The following is a 17,502-nucleotide window of genomic DNA, read 5'->3' on the forward strand; positions in this document are numbered from 1 at the left end:
CAGGCTGGACGTGACAGAGACCACACGACACGAGGTGAACCATGACGGCCGAGGCCCTGGGACCACGCGAGGAAACGGCACCGGCGCAGACCGCGGCGCCGCGGCCGATTCCGGTTCAGCACCGCGACGACCGGGGCCTGCCCGTGCTCGGCCAGGTTTTCGAATACGCCAAGGATCCGGTGGCGCTGTGCCGCAGCCGCTGGGAGCGCTACGGCTCGGTGGCGCCGTTCCGTGCACTCGGGAAATCGGCGGTCATGCTCCTCGGGGCGGACGCCTGCGGTGAAGCCTTCCAGAACAAGGACAAGGCACTGGCCAACGGGCCGGCGTGGTCGGAACTGGTGGGCCCCTTCTTTCATCGCGGCCTCATGCTGATCGACTTCGAAGAGCATCACGGGCACCGGCGGATCATGCAGCAAGCCTTCACTCGCCCGCGCCTCGACGCCTACACCCGCCGCCTGCACCCCGCCATCGAACAGGGTGTGGCGGGCTGGGAGCCCGGCAAGGAGTTCCCGTCGTACTGGAAGCTCAAGCAGCTCACCCTCGATATCGCCGCCGATCTGTTCATGGGCGGCGCCCAGGACACCAGCCAGGCCGAAATGGACCGCATCAACAAGGCATTCATCGCCTGCGTCCAGGCCGCCGCCGGAATCGTGCGCGCCAACGTCCCTTTCACCCGGTGGGGCCGGGCCTACCGCGGCCGCAAGGTGCTGGAGGATTTCCTGCGCCACTATCTGCCCGCCAAACGCGCCGAGCAGACCGACGATATCTTCTCGGTGCTCTGCCACGTCGAAACCGAGGACGGTGAACGGTTCTCCGACGACGACGTGGTGAACCATATGATCTTCCTGATGATGGCGGCGCACGACACCTCCACCATCACCACCTCCACGATCCTGCAGTACCTCGGCCAGCATCCGGAATGGCAGCAGCGGTGCCGCGAGGAGTCGCTCGCGCTCGGCCCGGAGCCGACCATGGCCGAACTCGAGGGTCTGGTCTCGATCGATCTGGTGATGCGCGAAGCGCTGCGCCTGCGCGCCCCGGTGCCGGTCCTGGTGCGGTACGCAGTGAAGGACACGGTGATCCAGGGCGTCCGGATTCCGGCCGGTACCGATGTCATCGTGGGTGTCCAGTTCACCCACATGATGGAGGACTACTGGACCGACCCGGCGTCCTTCGATCCCGCCCGCTTCGGCCCGGACCGCCGCGAGGACAAATCGCATCGCTTCGCGTGGGAGCCGTTCGGCGGTGGCGTGCACAAATGTATCGGCCTGTATTTCGGCGGCCTCGAGGTGAAGGCGATCATGCATCGTCTGCTGCGCGACTACCACTGGACGCTCGACCCCGCGTATGTACCGCCGATGGACTATCACTCCCTGCCGTTCCCCAAGGACGGCCTGCCGATCACCCTGCTGGAGAATCGGGCGGCGAGTTCGGCGTCCGCGGGGTGATCCGGCGCGGCAGGGATGAACGCCACAACGCCACGAGGCCGTCTATCCTTGACCGATTCCAGAAAACGGACGAGACTTTCCGGTGTGCAAACGGCCGAGGATTTCCAGCAGATGCTGCGGGGGGTTTCGCTACGCGTCACCGCACCGCGGGTCGCGGTGCTGAACGCTGTGCACGACAACCCGCACGCCGATACGGATTCGATCATCCGCGTCGTGCGATCCCGCCTGTCGGCCGTATCCCACCAGGCGGTGTACGACTCGTTGCGTACGCTCACCGCGGCCGGCCTGCTCCGCTGTATCCAGCCGTCCGGTTCCGTGGCCAGGTATGAGACCCGCGTCGGCGACAACCACCACCACGTCGTCTGCCGGGGATGTGGGTCGATCGCCGATGTCGATTGTTCGGTCGGTACCTCCCCCTGCCTGACGGCGTCCGACGATCACGGCTTCGCGATCGACGAGGCCGAGGTCATCTATTGGGGCCTGTGCCCCGAATGCGCGAAAGAGAACCGTTTTCGATAGCAGCCCGCACCACTCGTCAGGAAGGAATATCGTGACCTCCGATAGCCGTCCACCTGCTCCCGACACCGGGACTTCGAGTAACAGCGAAAGCGAAAATCCGGCGATTCCGGCGCCGACCGTGAAAACCGACGGCCGCCCGCGTACCAACAAGGATTGGTGGCCGAACCAGGTCGACGTCTCGGTTCTGCACGCACACTCCTCCAAGTCCAACCCGCTGGGCGCCGATTTCGACTACGCGAAGGAATTCGCGAAACTCGATGTCGAGGCGTTGAAGGCCGACGTCGCGGCGGTCCTGACCGATTCGCAGGACTGGTGGCCCGCCGACTTCGGCAATTACGGCGGCCTGTTCATCCGGATGAGCTGGCATGCCGCGGGCACCTACCGGATCGCCGACGGACGCGGCGGCGGTGGCCAGGGCGCGCAGCGGTTCGCGCCGCTCAACAGCTGGCCCGACAATGCGAGCCTGGACAAGGCGCGCCGGCTGCTGTGGCCGGTCAAGCAGAAGTACGGCACACAGATCTCCTGGGCCGACCTGCTGGTGTTCGCCGGCAACGTCGCATTGGACTCGATGGGGTTCCAGACCTTCGGTTTCGGTTTCGGCCGCCCCGATATCTGGGAACCGGAGGAGATCTACTGGGGTCCGGAGGACACCTGGCTCGGCGACGAACGCTACAGCGGCGACCGGGAACTCTCCGGCCCGCTCGCCAATGTCCAGATGGGCCTGATCTATGTGAACCCGGAGGGGCCCAACGGCCGGCCCGACCCGGTGGCGGCGGCCCGCGATATCCGGGAAACCTTCGGCCGGATGGCCATGAACGATGTGGAAACCGCCGCGCTCATCGTCGGCGGCCACAGTTTCGGCAAAACCCACGGTGCCGGTGATCCGGACCTGGTCGGCCCCGAACCCGAAGCCGCGCCGATCGAGCAGCAGGGGCTGGGCTGGAAGAGTGCGCACGGCACGGGCACCGGCCGCGACGCGATCACCGGCGGCCCGGAGGTCATCTGGACCTCGACCCCCACCCAGTGGAGCAACGGTTTCCTGAAGAACCTGTACGGCTACGAATGGGAGCTGACCAAGAGCCCGGCGGGTGCGTGGCAGTGGAAACCGAAGGACGGGGCGGGCGAAGGCACCATCCCGGACCCGTTCGACGGCCCGGCTCGCGCCCCGAGCATGCTCACCACCGATATCGCCCTGCGCGAGGACCCGATCTACCGGGAGATCACCAGCCGCTGGCTGGAACATCCCGAGGAACTCGCCGAGCAGTTCGCCAAGGCCTGGTACAAGCTGCTGCACCGCGATATGGGCCCGATCAGCCGGTATCTCGGGCCCTGGGTGCCCGAACCGCAGCTGTGGCAGGACCCGGTACCGCCGGTGGATCACGAGCTGATCGACGAAGCCGATATCGCGGCGTTGAAGAGCAAGGTCCTCGATTCCGGCCTGTCGGTCGCACAGCTGGTCAAGACCGCCTGGGCCGCGGCGGCGAGTTTCCGCAGCACCGATAAGCGCGGCGGTGCCAACGGTGCCCGGATCCGGCTCGAACCGCAGAAGAACTGGGAGGTCAACGAACCGGCCGAACTCGCGCAGGTACTGCCCGTCCTCGAACGGATCCAGCAGGACTTCAACAGTTCCGCCACCGGTGGTAAGCGGGTTTCGCTGGCCGATCTGATCGTTCTCGCCGGCGCGGCGGGTGTCCAGCAGGCGGCGAAGGACGCCGGATACGACATCACCGTGCCGTTCTCGCCCGGACGCACGGACGCCACCCAGGAGAACACCGATGTGGAATCGGCCGCGGTACTCGAACCGCGGGCCGACGGCTTCCGCAACTATGTGCGGACAGGGGAGAAGGCCCCGTTGGAAACCCTGCTGGTCGATCGCGCCTACATGCTGGACCTGACGGCTCCGGAACTGACGGTCCTGCTCGGCGGCCTGCGGGTCCTCGGTATCAATCACGGCGGCAGCACGCACGGCGTGTTCACCGATCGCCCCGGCGTGCTGACCACGGATTTCTTCGTCAACCTCCTCGATCAGGGCACCGAGTGGAAGGCCTCGGAATCGGCGGAGAACGTCTACGAGGGCTTCGACCGGCGGACCGGTGAGCGCAAGTGGACGGCCACTGCCAACGATCTGGTCTTCGGATCCCATTCCGTGCTGCGTTCGGTGGCCGAGGTCTACGCCCAGCGCGATGCCGGACCGCGTTTCGTCCGGGATTTCGTTTCGGCGTGGGTCAAGGTCGCCGAGAACGATCGGTTCGATCTGCGCTGATCGTGCAGTCCTGAACCGGGCCGGTCCGTGACGGACCGGCCCGGTTGCGGTTTCCGGGCACGGCTCACGGCGCCGCCGGTGCGGTCGCGATTGCGCCACAACCCGGACACGGGTCCGGTGCATGCGTGCCGGGGTCGCGCCGCCGCCCATATCCTCGACGGAGGACGACGCGGCCCCGCGATTCCGCCGCACCGAGCACGGCGAGGCGAGAGGCAATCCGATATGGCCACACATTCCGAACCGCCGATCATCGTAGGTATCGATGGTTCGCCCACCTCCCTGGACGCGCTGCGCTGGGCGGCCCGCCGCGCGGCGCTGCATTGCTGCCCACTCCACCTCGTCCACGCGATCGGTGCACCGGTCACATTCGGCCCGGAGATCAGTGTCGTCGGCCTGGACAACCAGGCGCTGCGGGCCGATGGGGAGACGATCCTCGCCGCCGCCGAGGAGACCGCCCGCGAAACCGCGGCCGATCTGGAGATCACCACCACCGTCGCCGACCTCGGTGCCACCACGGTTCTGCTCGATCTCTCCGCGGACGCCCGCATGGTCGTCGTGGGCACCCGCGGCCTCGGCACCCTCGGCCGGCTACTGCTCGGCTCCGTGAGCACCTCACTCGCCCGCCACGCCCACTGCCCGGTGGCGGTGATCCCCGATACCGAGGAACCGGCCCGCGACCTCGGGCAGCGCCCGGTGGTGGTCGGCGTGGACGGCTCCCCGCGCGGCCAGGAAGCCGTCGATATCGCGTTCGAGGAAGCCTCCCGCGGGTACGTCGGCGTGATCGCGGTGACCACCTGGTCGGAATCGTTCCGCTACATCTCCCGCGACGATATGCAGGAACAGGCCCGAGTGATGCAGGCCGAGAGCCTGGCCGGCCGCGCCGAGCGGTACCCCGACGTACCGGTCACCTCGATCGTGGCCGAGGATCGGCCCGCCCGCCGGATCCTGGCCGAATCCGAGAATGCGCAGCTCATCGTCGTCGGAAGTCACGGCCGCGGCGGTTTCGCCGGTATGACGCTCGGGTCGGTCGGCCAAGCAGTCCTGCACAGCACCCGGGTCCCCCTCCTCATCGCCCGCGCCCGCGACTGATCGCCCGCACCTGCGACTTACAGGCGGCGTCCGGCGCTGGAGTGACATCCTTGACGACGGCGAAGAGCGCGATACTGCTCACCACTCGCTCGCCGCCTCGCATGGCGGTCAGGTCCGGGAAGGCAGCCGCACGGCGTCGGAGCCGCGGCCTCGCCTTCGGCTCGAGCGAGGTTTTCCCGGCCTGGCCGTGCATCCACCCGTAATTCGGCTGTCCGATTGCGGACCGGTGTCGCCCCTGACCGGTCCGCTCGCTGTTGGTCGCCTCGCAGCTCATCGGCAGCCCGGGCGGCCGATGAGGAACGCGACAGTATCGCCAGGATTGACGATCGGTCGACACACGCGGACTCGGCACGTCTCCTTCCTCACGGCCGACGCCTCGGCGCGGGTTCCGCGCGCTCGAGCCGCCGACAGTGCTCGCGACCGCGGTTACCGCAAACGCCGGCATCGCGGCCGCCACCGCATTGCCGCCCGGCGTCCGTGCGGCCGGTCATGACATTTGTCAGTACTGGCCCATGAACTATTCATCGTGGATCGATGACTGGTCGTACTACTGGTGACCGGCTGTCTCCGTGAGGGTGGGAGGTATGAACAGAACGGAGTACGGATCGCCGGATCCGGGCGCTGAGCGGTCGTATGAGACCTCTGCGGCCACCCGGCCCGCCGCATCGGCACCGGCGAACGATGTCATCAGCGCGCGTGGTCTGCGCCGGACCTACGGCCAGGGAAAGGACGCGTTCGAGGCGGTCCGCGGTGTGGATATCGACGTCGCGGAGGGGGAGGTTTTCGCGCTGCTGGGCACCAACGGCGCCGGGAAGACCTCGACCCTGGACATTCTCGAGGGGCTCACCGCACCGTCCGCCGGGGACGTGCGGGTATTCGGGCTGGATCCGCGGCGCGATCGCGCGCAGGTCCGCGCACAGGTGGGGATCATGCTGCAGTCCGGCGGGCTACCGGCCGAACTGACCGTCGGTGAAACACTCGAGATGTGGCGCGGGACGTGCACCGCCCCGACCACCGCCGAGGTGGTGCTCGCGCAGGTCGGGCTCACCGGCCGCGCCGATGTGCGGGTCGGCTCGCTGTCCGGCGGTGAGCGCCGCCGCGTCGATATGGCTTGTGCACTGCTGGGGCAGCCGCGTTTGCTGTTTCTCGACGAACCGACCACCGGACTCGACCCCGAGAGCCGCCGCGGCACCTGGCAATTGCTCGCCGATCTGAAGGCGGCCGGCGTGACGATGGTGCTCACGACGCACTACCTGGACGAGGCCGAGGCGCTGGCCGACCGTATCGCGATCATGCACAAGGGCACGATCGCGCGCCGCGGAACCCTGCGCGATATCGTCGACGGCCATCCCGCCCGGATCGTCTTCGACCACCCCGGGCTACCGTTACCCCCACTGCCCACCGCCGTCGTCGACGCCGGGGAGCGGGTCACCGTCAGCACCCACGATCTCCAGGGGCATCTGCTCGAACTTCTCGGCTGGGCCGGTGGGCACGGTATCCGCCTGGCAGGTCTGGACGCCCGGGCCGCCTCCCTCGAATCGGTATTCCTCGATATCGCCGCCGAATCCGCCGGCGGATCGATGGACGAGCCGCAACTGATCGGAGCTACCCGATGACCACCATCGCGACCCCGCCCGCCGGTTTCCGCCGCCGCCCGCTGAAGGCACTCGCGAAGGCCGAATATCTGCAGTTCCGCCGGAACAAGACGCTGGTCTACACGGCAACCGTCTTCCCGATCGGGCTCCCGCTGGCCCTTTACTTCATTGCCCGCAGGGATGCAGAACCCACCGCAGCGATGGCGGCGACAGCGTTCGAGATGTTCGCTCTGCTGGCGCTGCTGTTCATGCAGTACTACTCGGTGCTGTCCATGGTGACGACCCGCCGCGGCGAGGGAGTACTGAAACGGCTGCGGACAGGTGAGGCCGCCGATTGGCAGATCCAGGCCGCCCCGGGCGTTCCCGGTGCCGTGGTGACACTGTTCTGTACGGTCGTCATCGCCGCGGTGATCTACGGTACCGGCGCGCCCGCACCGGTGAATCCGTTCGCGATCGTCCTCGCGCTGGTGGGCGGGATCGTCCTGTTCACGCTGCTCGCGCTGGCCACCAGTGCCGCGACCAAGAACGCCGAGGCGGCCCAGATCACCTCGTTGCCGGTGATGACGGTCGCGATGCTCGGTCTCGGCTCGATCCGCGGGATACTGCCGGACCGGCTGGCCGACCTGGCCGAGTGGACTCCGTTCGCCGCCGTATCCGATCTGGTGTTCCTCGGTGCCGCCGGCCGGACGGCCCTCGGTTCCGCCGACGATCCGGCACTCGACTTCGCGGGCACCTTCACCGCACTCGGCCGGCCGTTTGCGACACTGGCGATATGGACGGTCCTGGCGCTCGCGCTGACTCGCCGGAGTTTCCGCTGGGACGACCGCGGGTGAACCGGGTGGCCGCATGGTGGCGCGCGCTGCCGGGGCCGGCCAAGTTCAGGCTGTACATGCGGCTGTCGCTACAAGGGTCGATCCTGGGGATCGTCCTGGCGATAGTCGTTGTCGCGCCGCAACCGTTGCCGGCGGCCGGTATCGCGGTCGCCGGTATCGCGGCGGCTGCGGCGATCGAGGCACGCCCCGAATTCGCCACGTGGGCAAACGCCGCCACACGACAGTGGATGTTCCGCGCAGCGACAGTGGTGCTGGCAGCGGTGTGGGCGATCTATGCCCTGGTGCCTGCGCCGGATGCGGCCGAAACGGCACCCCTCGCGGGCACTCGGGCGGTATGCCTCGTCACCGTGTTCCTGGCAGCCTTCGCCGTGATCCCGTACTTCCGGTACCGATGGTTGATTCTGGCGGCGCTGGCCTTTGCCACCGGTGTGGCGTTGCGTTCCGGCTCGAGTGTGCACCCCGACCTCGCCTTCGTTGCCTCGATCAGTGGGGCGACCTTTTTCGGTGGCGCTTTCGTCCTCGGTACGATGCTGATCAGCATTTGGGGGATCCGGATGGTCGACGAGCTGGAGCGGACGAAGGATATCGAGGCCGAACTGCAGGTGGCGCAGGAACGCTTGCGGTTCGCCCGTGATCTGCACGATGTCGTCGGCCGCGGGTTTTCCGCGATCGCGGTGAAAAGCGAATTGGCAGTGGCGCTTTCGAAGGCCGGCGAAACGGGCCGGGCGGCCGGTGAAATGGACAGTGTGCGGTCCCTGGCCGTCGAGTCGATGGGGCAGATGCGGGCGCTGGTTCGCGGCTACCGGGATATCGACCTGCGCGAGGAGGTGGCAGGTGCGCGGTCGCTGCTGTCCGCGGTGGAGTGTGCACTGATCGTCGAAGGCGATCCCGCCGCCGTTCCCGCGCGCTACCACGACGTCGCCGCGTGGGTGGTGCGCGAGGGGACGACGAATATCGTCGAGCATTCCGCCGCGACCTCGGCGACGCTGATCCTCGGGACGGCGGGAATGTCGTTGCGCAACAACCGGCCACACACCACGCTGGGCGAGCGGTCGGGTTTGCGTGGCCTGGCCGAACGACTCGAACTCGTCGGCGCAACTCTGGAAGCGGGTCTGGAATCCGGCGAGTTCGTTCTCGAAATCCATTGGGAGAAGCAGTGATCCCCGTTTTCCTGGCCGACGATGAAACGTTGATCCGCGCGGCCCTGGCGACGATGCTCGATCTGGAAGCCGATCTCGAGGTCGTCGGGCATGTGGGCTCCGGTGCGGAACTCGTCGCCGCGTGGCGGCGGCGCTGCGAGAGCGGGGACCCGGCCGGGGTGGCCGTCATCGATCTGCAGATGCCCGGTTTGGACGGTATTGCGACCGCCGGGGAAATTCAGCGCCTCACTCCGGGAGCGGGCACGGTGATCGTCACCAGCCACGGCCGGCCCGGATATCTCAAGCGGGCACTGGCCGGCGGTGTGCGTGGTTTCCTGCCCAAGACGACATCGGCGGGCACCCTCGCGGAGGTTATCCGCACCGTCCACGGTGGCGGCCGATACGTGGATCCGGAATTGGCTGCGGAGGCCATCAGCGCCGGCGATACGGTCCTCACCGCGCGTGAGGCGGATGTTCTCGAATACGCCGCCGACGGTGCCTCCGTCGACGAAATCGCCCGCCGCGCGCATCTGTCACCAGGCACGACCCGCAACTACCTGTCCGCTGCCATGGCCAAACTCGGGGTCTCCAACCGCTACGAAGCGGCCTTGAAGGCCCGCGAGAAGGGCTGGATCTGAGCCGATTCCTTGCCCCGTTGGTGCCACCTCCTTATATTGAAGATAATTATGCACATAGATATGTGGCTGTGGAGCGGACCACGGGAAAGCGGGAGACGGGTATGAGGGCTTGGCAGTTCGAACGTGTGGGAACGCCGCTCGCGCTCCGGGACGTACCGGAGCCGCGGCCGGCGGCGGGGGAGGTGCTCATCGAGATCAAGGCGGCCGGGCTCTGTCATACCGATGTCGGGATCCTGCACGAGCCGAAGTGGACGGAACGCATCGGACCTTTCCCGCTGACACTCGGGCACGAGGTGGCCGGGGTGATCGCCGAGGTCGGTGCCGGGGTCGAAGATTATGAGCCCGGTGATCGGGTCGGTGTATTCGCGGCCGGGCGGACCCGGCCGGGGCAGGGACGCGACGGCGGATACTCCTTCCGGTGCACCGCGCTCCCCGAAGATCTCGTGCGGATACCCGAGGGAGTGGGGTTCGAACAGGCCGCACTCGGCACCGACGCCGGCTGCGCGGCCTACCATGCCCTCGTGCGCCGGGGCGGTGTGCGGGCGGGCGACAAGGTCGGGATCATCGGCCTCGGCGGGCTCGGCCAGGTGGCGGCCCGGGTCGCGGCGGTGAAAGGGGCCACCGTATTCGTCGCGGAGAAAAAGCAATCCTTGTGGCCGCTGGCGAAAGAGCTCGGTGCGCAGGCGGTATGTGGCGATATCACCGAGTTCGCCGGGGAGAACCTCGATCTGATCATCGATTTCGCGGGGTTCGGCACCACCACGGCCGCCGCCATCGAGACCGTACGCGAGTTCGGCACCGTCGTGCAGGTCGGTATGGGTGAACTGACCGCAGAGATATCCACCGGCACCTTGATTTTCAAGCAGATCACGCTCATCGGGTCGCGCGGCGGTTCGGTGGCCGATATCGCGGCCGTGTACGACCTGGTCGCCGCGGGGGAGCTGAACCCCCAGGTCGTGCCGATCACCTTCGACGAGATCCCCGCGGGCCTGGAACGGCTGCGCCGCGGCGAGGTCGACGGCCGGCTGGTGGCCGTCTATGACTGAGCCGGTGGCGATCGTCACCGGCGGTGCGAGCGGGATCGGCGCGGCCTGTGCCGAACGCTTGGCCGCCGACGGGTTCCGTGTCCTGGTCGCCGATGTGCAAGAGGAACCGGGCCGGGCGCTCGCGCGGCGGCTCGGCGGGGAGTTCGTGCCCACCGATGTGACCCGGGAGGCCGATATCGAGGCACTGGTGGACCGGGCCGGGGCCCTGGACGTGTTCTTCGCCAATGCCGGGATCTTCGGTGCGCTCGGGCCCATCGAGCAGACCGATACCGCGGAAGCGGACCGGACGATCGCGGTCAACCTGCGTGGCACCCTGCTGTGCCTCAAGCATGCGGTCCGGGTGATGCGGCCACACCGGCGCGGTTCGATCATTGTCACCGCCAGTCCGGGCGGGGCCGTGGGCGGTGTGGGCCCGCATGTCTACAGCGCGACCAAGGCCGGTGTCGCCGGGCTGGTGCGAGCGGTCGCCGCCGAGGTGCGCGACTACGGGATCCGGGTCAATTCCGTTGTGCCGGGCGCGATCGTCTCCCCGATGACCGCCGCCGTCCTCGCTGATGATCCGGCCGATCTCGCCGCCGCCACGCAGGCGATGGCGCCCAGTCCGCTCGTCGGCCGCCCGGGTGTGCCCGGGGATGTGGCCGGGGCGGTGTCGTTCCTGGCCGGCGCGGACTCCGCATTCGTCACCGGTACGGAGCTGTTCGCGGACGCCGGATACACCCACGCCCCGGGCCCGGCGAGTTTCGCGAAGGGGAAGTTCGCCGGGCCCTGAGGGAAGTTCAGCGGTCCCGGCTGAAAACGAACGCGGTCGACTTGGCCAGTCCGTTCGAGACCGTGACCAGCGCCCGCGACGCCTCCGGCACTTGGCGTTCCCCGCCCCGCCCGGTCACCTGCAGCACCGCCTCGGCGAGGTGCGTCATCCCGTGCAGACGGCCTTCGCCGAGCGCGCCACCGCCGGTATTGACCGGGAGTTTCCCGGTCACGGTCGTATGCCCGTCCCGCGCGAACGGCACAGCCTCGCCGCGGCCGACGAAGCCCATCCCCTCGAGCCAGGTGTAGACGAAAACGCTGAAACCGTCGTACAACTGGGCATTGTCGATATCGGATGGTCCGAGGCCGCTGGTGCGCCACAGCGTCCGCGCGATCTGCTCGGCGCCCTCGACGAGATCTTCGAGGGTCATCACCGCCCCCGTCGGCGCGGTGTGGGTGCCGGCGGCGAATCCGGTGAGCAGAGCCGGCGGCTGCCGTAGGTCCCGCGCCCGTTCCGTCGAGGTGAGCAGGACAGCGACCGCGCCGTCGACGGGAATATCGCAGTCCAGGATGGACATCGGATCGGCGATCATCCGGGCATTCAGATAATCCGCGGCCGACAGGGTGGAACCCCGCCAGTACGCATGGGGGTTCTTCTGCGCGTTCTCCCGGTTGGCGACCAGGAACGGCGCCAGATCCGCCCGGGAGTATCCGTTCAGGTCGAGGTATCGGCGCAGTACGGTTGCCGCCCAGGCCGGCGGGTTGCTGAAGCCGAACGGCGCCTGGAACTGATCCGGCCCGGCGGCGATCGTGCTGTCGTAGTTGACGTACTTACCCTTGGGCACGTGCAGCGACCGGTAGACCAGCGCATGCGTGCACACTCCGGAGTGGATCGCCATGGCCGCATCCATCAGGCTCTGCGTCACCATGCCGTTGGTGGATCCGGTCCAGGTGATCTGCGGTCTGATCCCCAGCAGTTGCGGCAGGTGATACGGCGTGACGACGTCGATACCTTCGCCGGTACCTTTCGTTCCGCCGTAGCGCGGCATGGAGGGCGAGGTCGCGATACCGTCCACCGCCGAACGCTCGACGCCGGCGTCGGCCAGCGCGCGATCACACGCCTCCACCGTGAGTGCCGCCAGAGTGCGCGGCAACCGCCGCCCGAGCTCGCTGTACCCGACACCCGCGACGGCGACCTTGTCCCGCAGTTCCCACATATCCCTCACGCTCCCGCCGGCCGGAACTGCGGTAGCACGCAGTCCTCGGAGATCTCTTCGAACGTCACCTCGACCTCGGCACCGATCCGCACCGCGGCCGGTTCGGTCCCGAGCAGGTTGGCCACCATGAGCAGCCCGGGCTGTTCCACCAGTTCCACGACGACCACCACCAGCGGCACCAATGTCGCGAAACCGGGGCCGGGGGGATCTTCCAGAACGGTGTAGCTGTGCACTGTTCCGCGGCCGGAGACCGGCTCGTAGCGGAGATCCTCGCTACCGCACGCCGGACACGTCAGGCTCGGGGCGTGGTTGAACCGCGAACACCGGACGCACCGCTGAATGCTGAGCGTCTGTGCGCGGAGGCTGTCCCAGAAGCCCTCGGTGACATCGTCGGGGAAGGGTACCGGGCGGGTGCTTGCTGTTGTCATCTCACATCTTCCAGGTCACGGTTGCCGCCAGCGCCTCGGCGTAGTTCTTCTTGGTGTAGCCGGCCAGCGCGTGCATATGTGTGGTCATCAGTTCCTCGGCGCGGCCGGGATCGCGTTCGGAGATCGCGGTGGCGATGGACGTGTGGATCTCGACGGTCAGTTTCCGCTGCCGGGCCGGATATTCGACGCCGACCGCGGCGCCGTCGAGAATGTCGAACAGCGCGATGAACAGCGAGGCGAAGACGAGGTTCCCGGATCCCTGGGCCACGGTGGTGTGGAAGCGCCGGGTCTGGCTGAGGAATCCCGTGTGGTCGTTCAGGTTCTCCTGCTCGAGCTCGATGATCTCGAACAGCGTCGCGATATCCGTCTCGTCCATGCGCTCGGCGGCGAGCCGGGCCATATGGGGTTCGAGTGCGGCGCGGGTCTCGATCACCGTCTGGAACGGGGCCCGCTGGAACTGCAGCAGCAAGCTCAGCGAGGTGGCCAGTGCGGAGCTGTCGGGCTGCTGCAGAATAGGGCCGCCGCTGGGACCGGGTTTGAGGGTGATGACGCCCTGGAGTTCGAGGAATCGCAGTGATTCGCGCAGGGTCCCGCGGCCGACGTCGTAGGCCTCCAGCATGGCTTTCTCCGGCGGGAGACGATCCCCGACCTGGTTGCCCCGGCGGTTGATGTCATCGACGATGCGCTGTGCCACGAGCAGCGCCGTCTTCTTCGGTCGTTCGGTAGCGGCCATCTGTTCTCCCCTGATGTGGCTGTTGTGCTTGTTGTTCCCACACCCTACATTCAATGCTATTCATGTGCAGGGATTAGCGCTGAAGGTTCGTGGCGAGCCAGTGCGACCGGGTGATCACGAGGAGGCGGTCATGAGTGACGGTGAACTTGCCGAACTGCGCGAACATGTGCGCAGACTGCAGGCGATCGAGAGCGCCCGCGACCACGTGCATGCCTATGTGCGAACCCTCGACGATCCGGACCCGGAAACCGTGACGGCGCTGTTCGCGTCCGACGCTGTGCTGACCACGCCGTCGCGGACCGTCCGTGGAGCTGCGGAGATCCGCAATTTCTTCGAATCGGCATTCGCCGCCGACCCCTCGGTGAAACGCCATTTCATTGCCAATGTGCGCACCGCCTGGCTCGGCGATTCCCGGGTGCGTGTGCAATCCCAGTTCTTCTTCACCGGGAGCGGGACCGGGCGTTCGGTCCTCGGCTGGGGTAGCTATGACGATGTTGTGGATACCGGCGGTGACCGGCCGTGCTTCGCGGAGAAGGGTGTGGTCGTCGAGGTGAGTACTGATCTGGCGAACGGGTGGCCGGGCGGTACCCGGGTTCGCTGATTTGCCGAAGCCGTCGGTATGGCGCGGTCGGAAGCGTCTATTGCTCACTGTCCGGTGGGTCGACCGGGATTTGCCGATTTCCTTCATAACCATACGCATGGTTGCTATGGTTCTCCTGAATCTGCCGAGTCTGGGCGGACCCGAGGGGGCGAGGAAGAGTGCAGGCCGGTTCATCACCGGCCCCGGGGCGGTGATCGCGAAAACCTTTGCCGCCCTTCAATCGAACGGAGTGCGACGTGAAGCTGGCCCTACGCTATGACATGCGGTCGCCCGATATCGGGGTGGGCAGTCCCGAGCAGTACACCGCGGCGCTCGAGCATGCCGCCTGGGCGGACGACCTCGGATTCGAGACGGTGTACCTCGCCGAACACCACGGCGCCGACGACGGCTACTGTGCCGCGCCGATGATTCTGGGCTCGGCGATACTCGGCCGGACCCGCCGACTGCGGGTACACCTGTCGGCGCTCGTCGCGGTGCTGCATCACCCGCTGCGGCTGGCCGAAGACCTCGCCGGGCTGGACCTGGTCGGCGGCGGGCGGCTCGAGGTGACGCTCGGCCTCGGCTACCGCGACGGCGAATACCGGATGTTCGGTGTCGACCGCCGCCGGCGCGTGCAGATCCTCGAGGAAACCGTCGAGGTGCTGCGCCGGGCGTGGACCGGTGCGGAATTCGACTTCCGTGGCGAACGGGTACAGGTCCGGCCCCGGCCCGCGCGTCCCGGGGGACCGGAACTCTACATCGGTGGTTCGGCCGAAGCCTCGGCGCTCCGCGCGGCCCGGATCGGCGACGGGTACCGCCCGGCCGGCGCCGAAAAGGACCGGCTGTACGACATCTATGCCACCGAGCGCAGGCGTCTCGGTAAACCGGTGCCCCCGCGCGGACCGGTGAGCGGTCCGCTGTTCCTGTTCGTCTCCGACGATCCGGCCCGCGATTGGGAAATCGTCGCACCACATGTGCTCTACACGACGAACGCCAACGCGAACTGGGCGCGGGAGCGCGGCGTGGGCACCACGGCCTACCGTCCCGCCGCGGGCTTGGCCGATCTGCAGACGGACCCGAATATCCGCGTCGTCACGCCCGACGAATGCGTAGCGCTCTGCGAAAAGCTGGGCCCGGACGCGGAATTGGTGTTCCAGCCGTTGATGGGCGGGCTGCCGCTGGACGCGGGATGGCGCAGTCTGCGCCTGTTCGAAACCGAGGTCCTGCCGCGACTCGTCACGCTCGGGTATCGCCCGTCGGCCCAGGAACGCACCGGAGAGGCGGCGTGATGACCACTACCGTCGAAGATTCGCACAACAGCGAAATGCCCGCCGTGATGCCACGCGGCCTGGTCGTGATGATCGGTTACTGCGTCATTCTGGCGACTCTCGTCACGACCATCCCGCTCAAGTTGCTCAGCCCGATCGGGGCGGAATTCGGGGCGACCGGCGGCCTGCTCAACTGGGTCGTCATCATCGGTTCGCTCAGCGGGGCGATCGGTACCGCTCTGCTCCCGCCGGTCGCGTCCCTGTTCGGGCAGCGGCGGACGACAGTGGTGACGATGAGCCTGCTGACTGCCGGCAGTGTTCTCGGCGCCGTGGCACCGAATATGACCGTGCTGCTGGTCGGCAGGTTCATCGGCGGGTTCACCCTCGGCGCGATCGCGCTCGCGCTGGCGATCGCCCGCACCAACCTGTCCGGCCGGACACTGAGCGTCGTCCTGTCCTGGATCGCGGCCGCGGAAGGTGTCGCGGCTGGGCTCTCGTTCGCCGTCGGCGGACTGCTGACCGATACCGTCCAGGTCGACTGGCGGTTGGTGTTCTGGGTGCTGGCCGTGCTCGGGGCCATCGGGATCGCCGGCGCGCTCGCCACCATTCCGCGCCAGGACGGGCCGGGCCGCGGGCGGGTCGACTGGTTCGGCGGGCTGTTGCTGACCGCCGCACTCGCGCTGGTCCTGGTACCGCTCAGCATGGGCTCGCAGTGGGGCTGGACATCGCCTTCGGTCCTGGTACCGCTGCTGTGCGGCATTGTGGCGGTGGCGATCTGGTGGGTTGTCGAATCGCGGGTGCCGGCGCCGCTGGTGAACACCCGCGCACTGCGGAATATGAACTTCCTGCGCGGCTGGCTGGTGTTCTTCCTGGCCGGAATGCTCGCCTGGATCATGAATTTCACCCTGCCGAAATTCACCGAAACCCCGGCATCGGCCGGTTTCGGTTTCGGTTACAGCGCACTGACCAGTGGCCTGCTGATGCTGATGTTCTGCATCGGCATCGTGGTGGGCAGCGCCTCGGCCGGGCGGTTGAGCCGGTTCGTCCCGGCACGGGTGATGTGCCTGCTGGCGTTCACCGGGTGCACGATCGGGATGCTGTTGCTGGCGTTCGCCCATGATTCGGCATGGCAGCTGTGGGTGTGGCCGGTCATCGTCGGGCTCTCCTACGGGCTGGCGTCGGCCAGCGCCTACCTGACCTTCATCACGGCCCTGCGCGCCGACGAGGTCGCCACGGCGGCGAGTATCGGCCAGATCAGCGCGCCGCTCGGCGGTGCCATCGGCAGTGCGGCGATCAGCGGTGTGCTCACCGCCGAGGTGATCAGGATCGGCCAGACCGAGGTCCCGGCCGAGCACAGCTTCCAGCTCGGCTGGCTGATCGGGGCCGGGGTCTCGGTGGTCGGCCTGCTCCTCGTGGCGCTCATCCGGGCTCCCAAATCCGTTACCGAAGAGACGGTCTGAGTCCGGCACCGCATGCCGCGGGTGCGTTGCGCGGGTGTTGTTGCCCGCCTGGTATTTCGAAGCCGCGACTGCTTCCGGCCCGGCCGGATGGGCGCAGGACAGATCCGGAAGAAGAGTGAGGATGTCGATGTTCATTTCGATCGAAGCGGGCCGGTGTATGGGGCACGGCCGGTGTTATGCGGTGGCGGAGCGGCTGCTGACCGATGACGACGAAGGTTTCGTCGTCGAACGCGGGCAAACCTGGGAAGTCCCCGGCGAATTGACCGCAGAGGCGGAGGCTGCGGCGCAGGCATGTCCGGAGACGGCCATCGCCGTCGGCGAGTCGTAACCCCCACCGAAACACCGCGGCCCCCCCGACAGGGGAAGGAGGCCCGGGTCGCGGGGGCCCGACACGCCGGGGGCGGGGGGGTGGGAGCCCCCCCGGCCCGGGAGCGGCGCCGGGGGGGGGCCCTCGCGGCGCGGGGGGACGCGGCCCGGCGGGGGGCGGGCCAGACCACCC

General features: G+C 67.9%; 17 protein-coding genes. 14 read left to right on the plus strand and 3 right to left on the minus strand.

Features of this window, described 5'->3' with window-relative positions:
- The first annotated feature begins 41 nt into the window (after positions 1–41).
- From QH196_RS25415 to QH196_RS25460, 10 genes are all read left to right on the plus strand, one after another.
- Positions 42–1,448 (plus strand): cytochrome P450, encoded by a 1,407-nt coding sequence (locus tag QH196_RS25415; RefSeq protein WP_280418351.1) that lies wholly within the window; start codon positions 42–44, stop codon positions 1,446–1,448.
- 111 nt (positions 1,449–1,559) lie between these two features.
- A complete protein-coding gene (locus QH196_RS25420) occupies positions 1,560–1,967 on the plus strand; it encodes a Fur family transcriptional regulator (RefSeq protein WP_280418368.1) in 408 nt (135 codons plus the stop codon).
- A gap of 31 nt (positions 1,968–1,998) precedes the next feature.
- On the plus strand, positions 1,999–4,230 hold the full coding sequence (gene katG, locus QH196_RS25425; protein ID WP_280418352.1) for a catalase/peroxidase HPI: 2,232 nt from the start codon (positions 1,999–2,001) through the stop codon (positions 4,228–4,230).
- A gap of 222 nt (positions 4,231–4,452) precedes the next feature.
- Complete coding sequence (locus tag QH196_RS25430) at positions 4,453–5,319, plus strand: universal stress protein (protein ID WP_280418353.1); 867 nt, start codon at positions 4,453–4,455, stop codon at positions 5,317–5,319.
- A 584-nt stretch (positions 5,320–5,903) separates the two neighbouring features.
- A complete protein-coding gene (locus QH196_RS25435) occupies positions 5,904–6,935 on the plus strand; it encodes an ABC transporter ATP-binding protein (protein ID WP_280418354.1) in 1,032 nt (343 codons plus the stop codon).
- Positions 6,932–7,747 carry an ABC transporter permease gene (locus QH196_RS25440; RefSeq protein WP_280418355.1) on the plus strand — a complete coding sequence of 272 codons (816 nt, stop codon included), beginning with the start codon at positions 6,932–6,934 and terminating at the stop codon, positions 7,745–7,747. Before QH196_RS25435 ends, QH196_RS25440 begins: the two co-directional genes overlap by 4 nt.
- A gap of 5 nt (positions 7,748–7,752) precedes the next feature.
- Complete coding sequence (locus QH196_RS25445; RefSeq protein WP_280418356.1) at positions 7,753–8,907, plus strand: sensor histidine kinase; 1,155 nt, start codon at positions 7,753–7,755, stop codon at positions 8,905–8,907.
- Positions 8,904–9,524, plus strand: a complete 621-nt coding sequence (locus tag QH196_RS25450; RefSeq protein ID WP_195053651.1) for a response regulator — start codon at positions 8,904–8,906, stop codon at positions 9,522–9,524. Before QH196_RS25445 ends, QH196_RS25450 begins: the two co-directional genes overlap by 4 nt.
- Positions 9,525–9,625: 101 nt before the next feature.
- Positions 9,626–10,570 carry a zinc-binding dehydrogenase gene (locus QH196_RS25455; protein WP_280418357.1) on the plus strand — a complete coding sequence of 315 codons (945 nt, stop codon included), beginning with the start codon at positions 9,626–9,628 and terminating at the stop codon, positions 10,568–10,570.
- The gene (locus tag QH196_RS25460) at positions 10,563–11,339 is read left to right on the plus strand and encodes an SDR family NAD(P)-dependent oxidoreductase (RefSeq protein WP_280418358.1); all 777 of its coding nucleotides are present in this window, start codon (positions 10,563–10,565) and stop codon (positions 11,337–11,339) included. The genes QH196_RS25455 and QH196_RS25460 overlap by 8 nt, the downstream gene beginning before the upstream one ends.
- A 7-nt stretch (positions 11,340–11,346) precedes the next feature.
- Here the strand turns inward: QH196_RS25460 and QH196_RS25465 are convergent, their stop codons facing one another.
- The 3 genes from QH196_RS25465 to QH196_RS25475 are packed head-to-tail and all read right to left on the minus strand — an operon-like array spanning position 11,347 to position 13,695.
- Positions 11,347–12,534: a thiolase C-terminal domain-containing protein gene (locus QH196_RS25465; RefSeq protein ID WP_280418359.1), complete on the minus strand. Its 1,188-nt coding sequence runs from the start codon at positions 12,532–12,534 to the stop codon at positions 11,347–11,349.
- Positions 12,535–12,539: 5 nt separating this feature from the next.
- On the minus strand, positions 12,540–12,962 hold the full coding sequence (locus QH196_RS25470; RefSeq protein WP_280418360.1) for a Zn-ribbon domain-containing OB-fold protein: 423 nt from the start codon (positions 12,960–12,962) through the stop codon (positions 12,540–12,542).
- A gap of 1 nt (position 12,963) precedes the next feature.
- Positions 12,964–13,695 carry a FadR/GntR family transcriptional regulator gene (locus QH196_RS25475; protein ID WP_280418361.1) on the minus strand — a complete coding sequence of 244 codons (732 nt, stop codon included), beginning with the start codon at positions 13,693–13,695 and terminating at the stop codon, positions 12,964–12,966.
- Between the two features lie 130 nt (positions 13,696–13,825).
- Between QH196_RS25475 and QH196_RS25480 the strand changes: the two genes are divergently transcribed.
- The 4 genes from QH196_RS25480 to QH196_RS25495 all read left to right on the plus strand — a co-directional run bounded on the left by QH196_RS25480 (position 13,826) and on the right by QH196_RS25495 (position 17,331).
- Positions 13,826–14,296 (plus strand): nuclear transport factor 2 family protein, encoded by a 471-nt coding sequence (locus QH196_RS25480; protein ID WP_280418362.1) that lies wholly within the window; start codon positions 13,826–13,828, stop codon positions 14,294–14,296.
- A gap of 236 nt (positions 14,297–14,532) precedes the next feature.
- Positions 14,533–15,564, plus strand: a complete 1,032-nt coding sequence (locus QH196_RS25485; RefSeq protein ID WP_280418363.1) for an LLM class flavin-dependent oxidoreductase — start codon at positions 14,533–14,535, stop codon at positions 15,562–15,564.
- The gene (locus QH196_RS25490) at positions 15,564–17,003 is read left to right on the plus strand and encodes an MFS transporter (protein ID WP_280418364.1); all 1,440 of its coding nucleotides are present in this window, start codon (positions 15,564–15,566) and stop codon (positions 17,001–17,003) included. Before QH196_RS25485 ends, QH196_RS25490 begins: the two co-directional genes overlap by 1 nt.
- A gap of 127 nt (positions 17,004–17,130) precedes the next feature.
- Positions 17,131–17,331: a ferredoxin gene (locus QH196_RS25495; RefSeq protein ID WP_280418365.1), complete on the plus strand. Its 201-nt coding sequence runs from the start codon at positions 17,131–17,133 to the stop codon at positions 17,329–17,331.
- The last annotated feature ends 171 nt before the right edge of the window (positions 17,332–17,502 follow it).

The sequence above is a fragment of the Nocardia carnea genome (assembly GCF_029868325.1).
GTDB classification, from domain to species: Bacteria; Actinomycetota; Actinomycetes; order Mycobacteriales; family Mycobacteriaceae; genus Nocardia; species Nocardia carnea_C.

Bases quoted from the DNA above. Each gene is read 5' to 3' on its own strand.
- QH196_RS25420 (WP_280418368.1), top strand. From the start codon at position 1,560: ATGCTGCGGGGGGTTTCGCTACGCGTCACCGCACCGCGGGTCGCGGTG.
- QH196_RS25430 (WP_280418353.1), top strand. From the start codon at position 4,453: ATGGCCACACATTCCGAACCGCCGATCATCGTAGGTATCGATGGTTCG.
- QH196_RS25435 (WP_280418354.1), top strand. From the start codon at position 5,904: ATGAACAGAACGGAGTACGGATCGCCGGATCCGGGCGCTGAGCGGTCG.
- QH196_RS25415 (WP_280418351.1), top strand. From the start codon at position 42: ATGACGGCCGAGGCCCTGGGACCACGCGAGGAAACGGCACCGGCGCAG.
- QH196_RS25460 (WP_280418358.1), top strand. From the start codon at position 10,563: ATGACTGAGCCGGTGGCGATCGTCACCGGCGGTGCGAGCGGGATCGGC.
- QH196_RS25475 (WP_280418361.1), bottom strand. From the start codon at position 13,695: ATGGCCGCTACCGAACGACCGAAGAAGACGGCGCTGCTCGTGGCACAG.
- QH196_RS25465 (WP_280418359.1), bottom strand. From the start codon at position 12,534: ATGTGGGAACTGCGGGACAAGGTCGCCGTCGCGGGTGTCGGGTACAGC.
- QH196_RS25495 (WP_280418365.1), top strand. From the start codon at position 17,131: ATGTTCATTTCGATCGAAGCGGGCCGGTGTATGGGGCACGGCCGGTGT.
- QH196_RS25490 (WP_280418364.1), top strand. From the start codon at position 15,564: ATGACCACTACCGTCGAAGATTCGCACAACAGCGAAATGCCCGCCGTG.
- QH196_RS25470 (WP_280418360.1), bottom strand. From the start codon at position 12,962: ATGACAACAGCAAGCACCCGCCCGGTACCCTTCCCCGACGATGTCACC.
- QH196_RS25455 (WP_280418357.1), top strand. From the start codon at position 9,626: ATGAGGGCTTGGCAGTTCGAACGTGTGGGAACGCCGCTCGCGCTCCGG.
- QH196_RS25480 (WP_280418362.1), top strand. From the start codon at position 13,826: ATGAGTGACGGTGAACTTGCCGAACTGCGCGAACATGTGCGCAGACTG.
- QH196_RS25440 (WP_280418355.1), top strand. From the start codon at position 6,932: ATGACCACCATCGCGACCCCGCCCGCCGGTTTCCGCCGCCGCCCGCTG.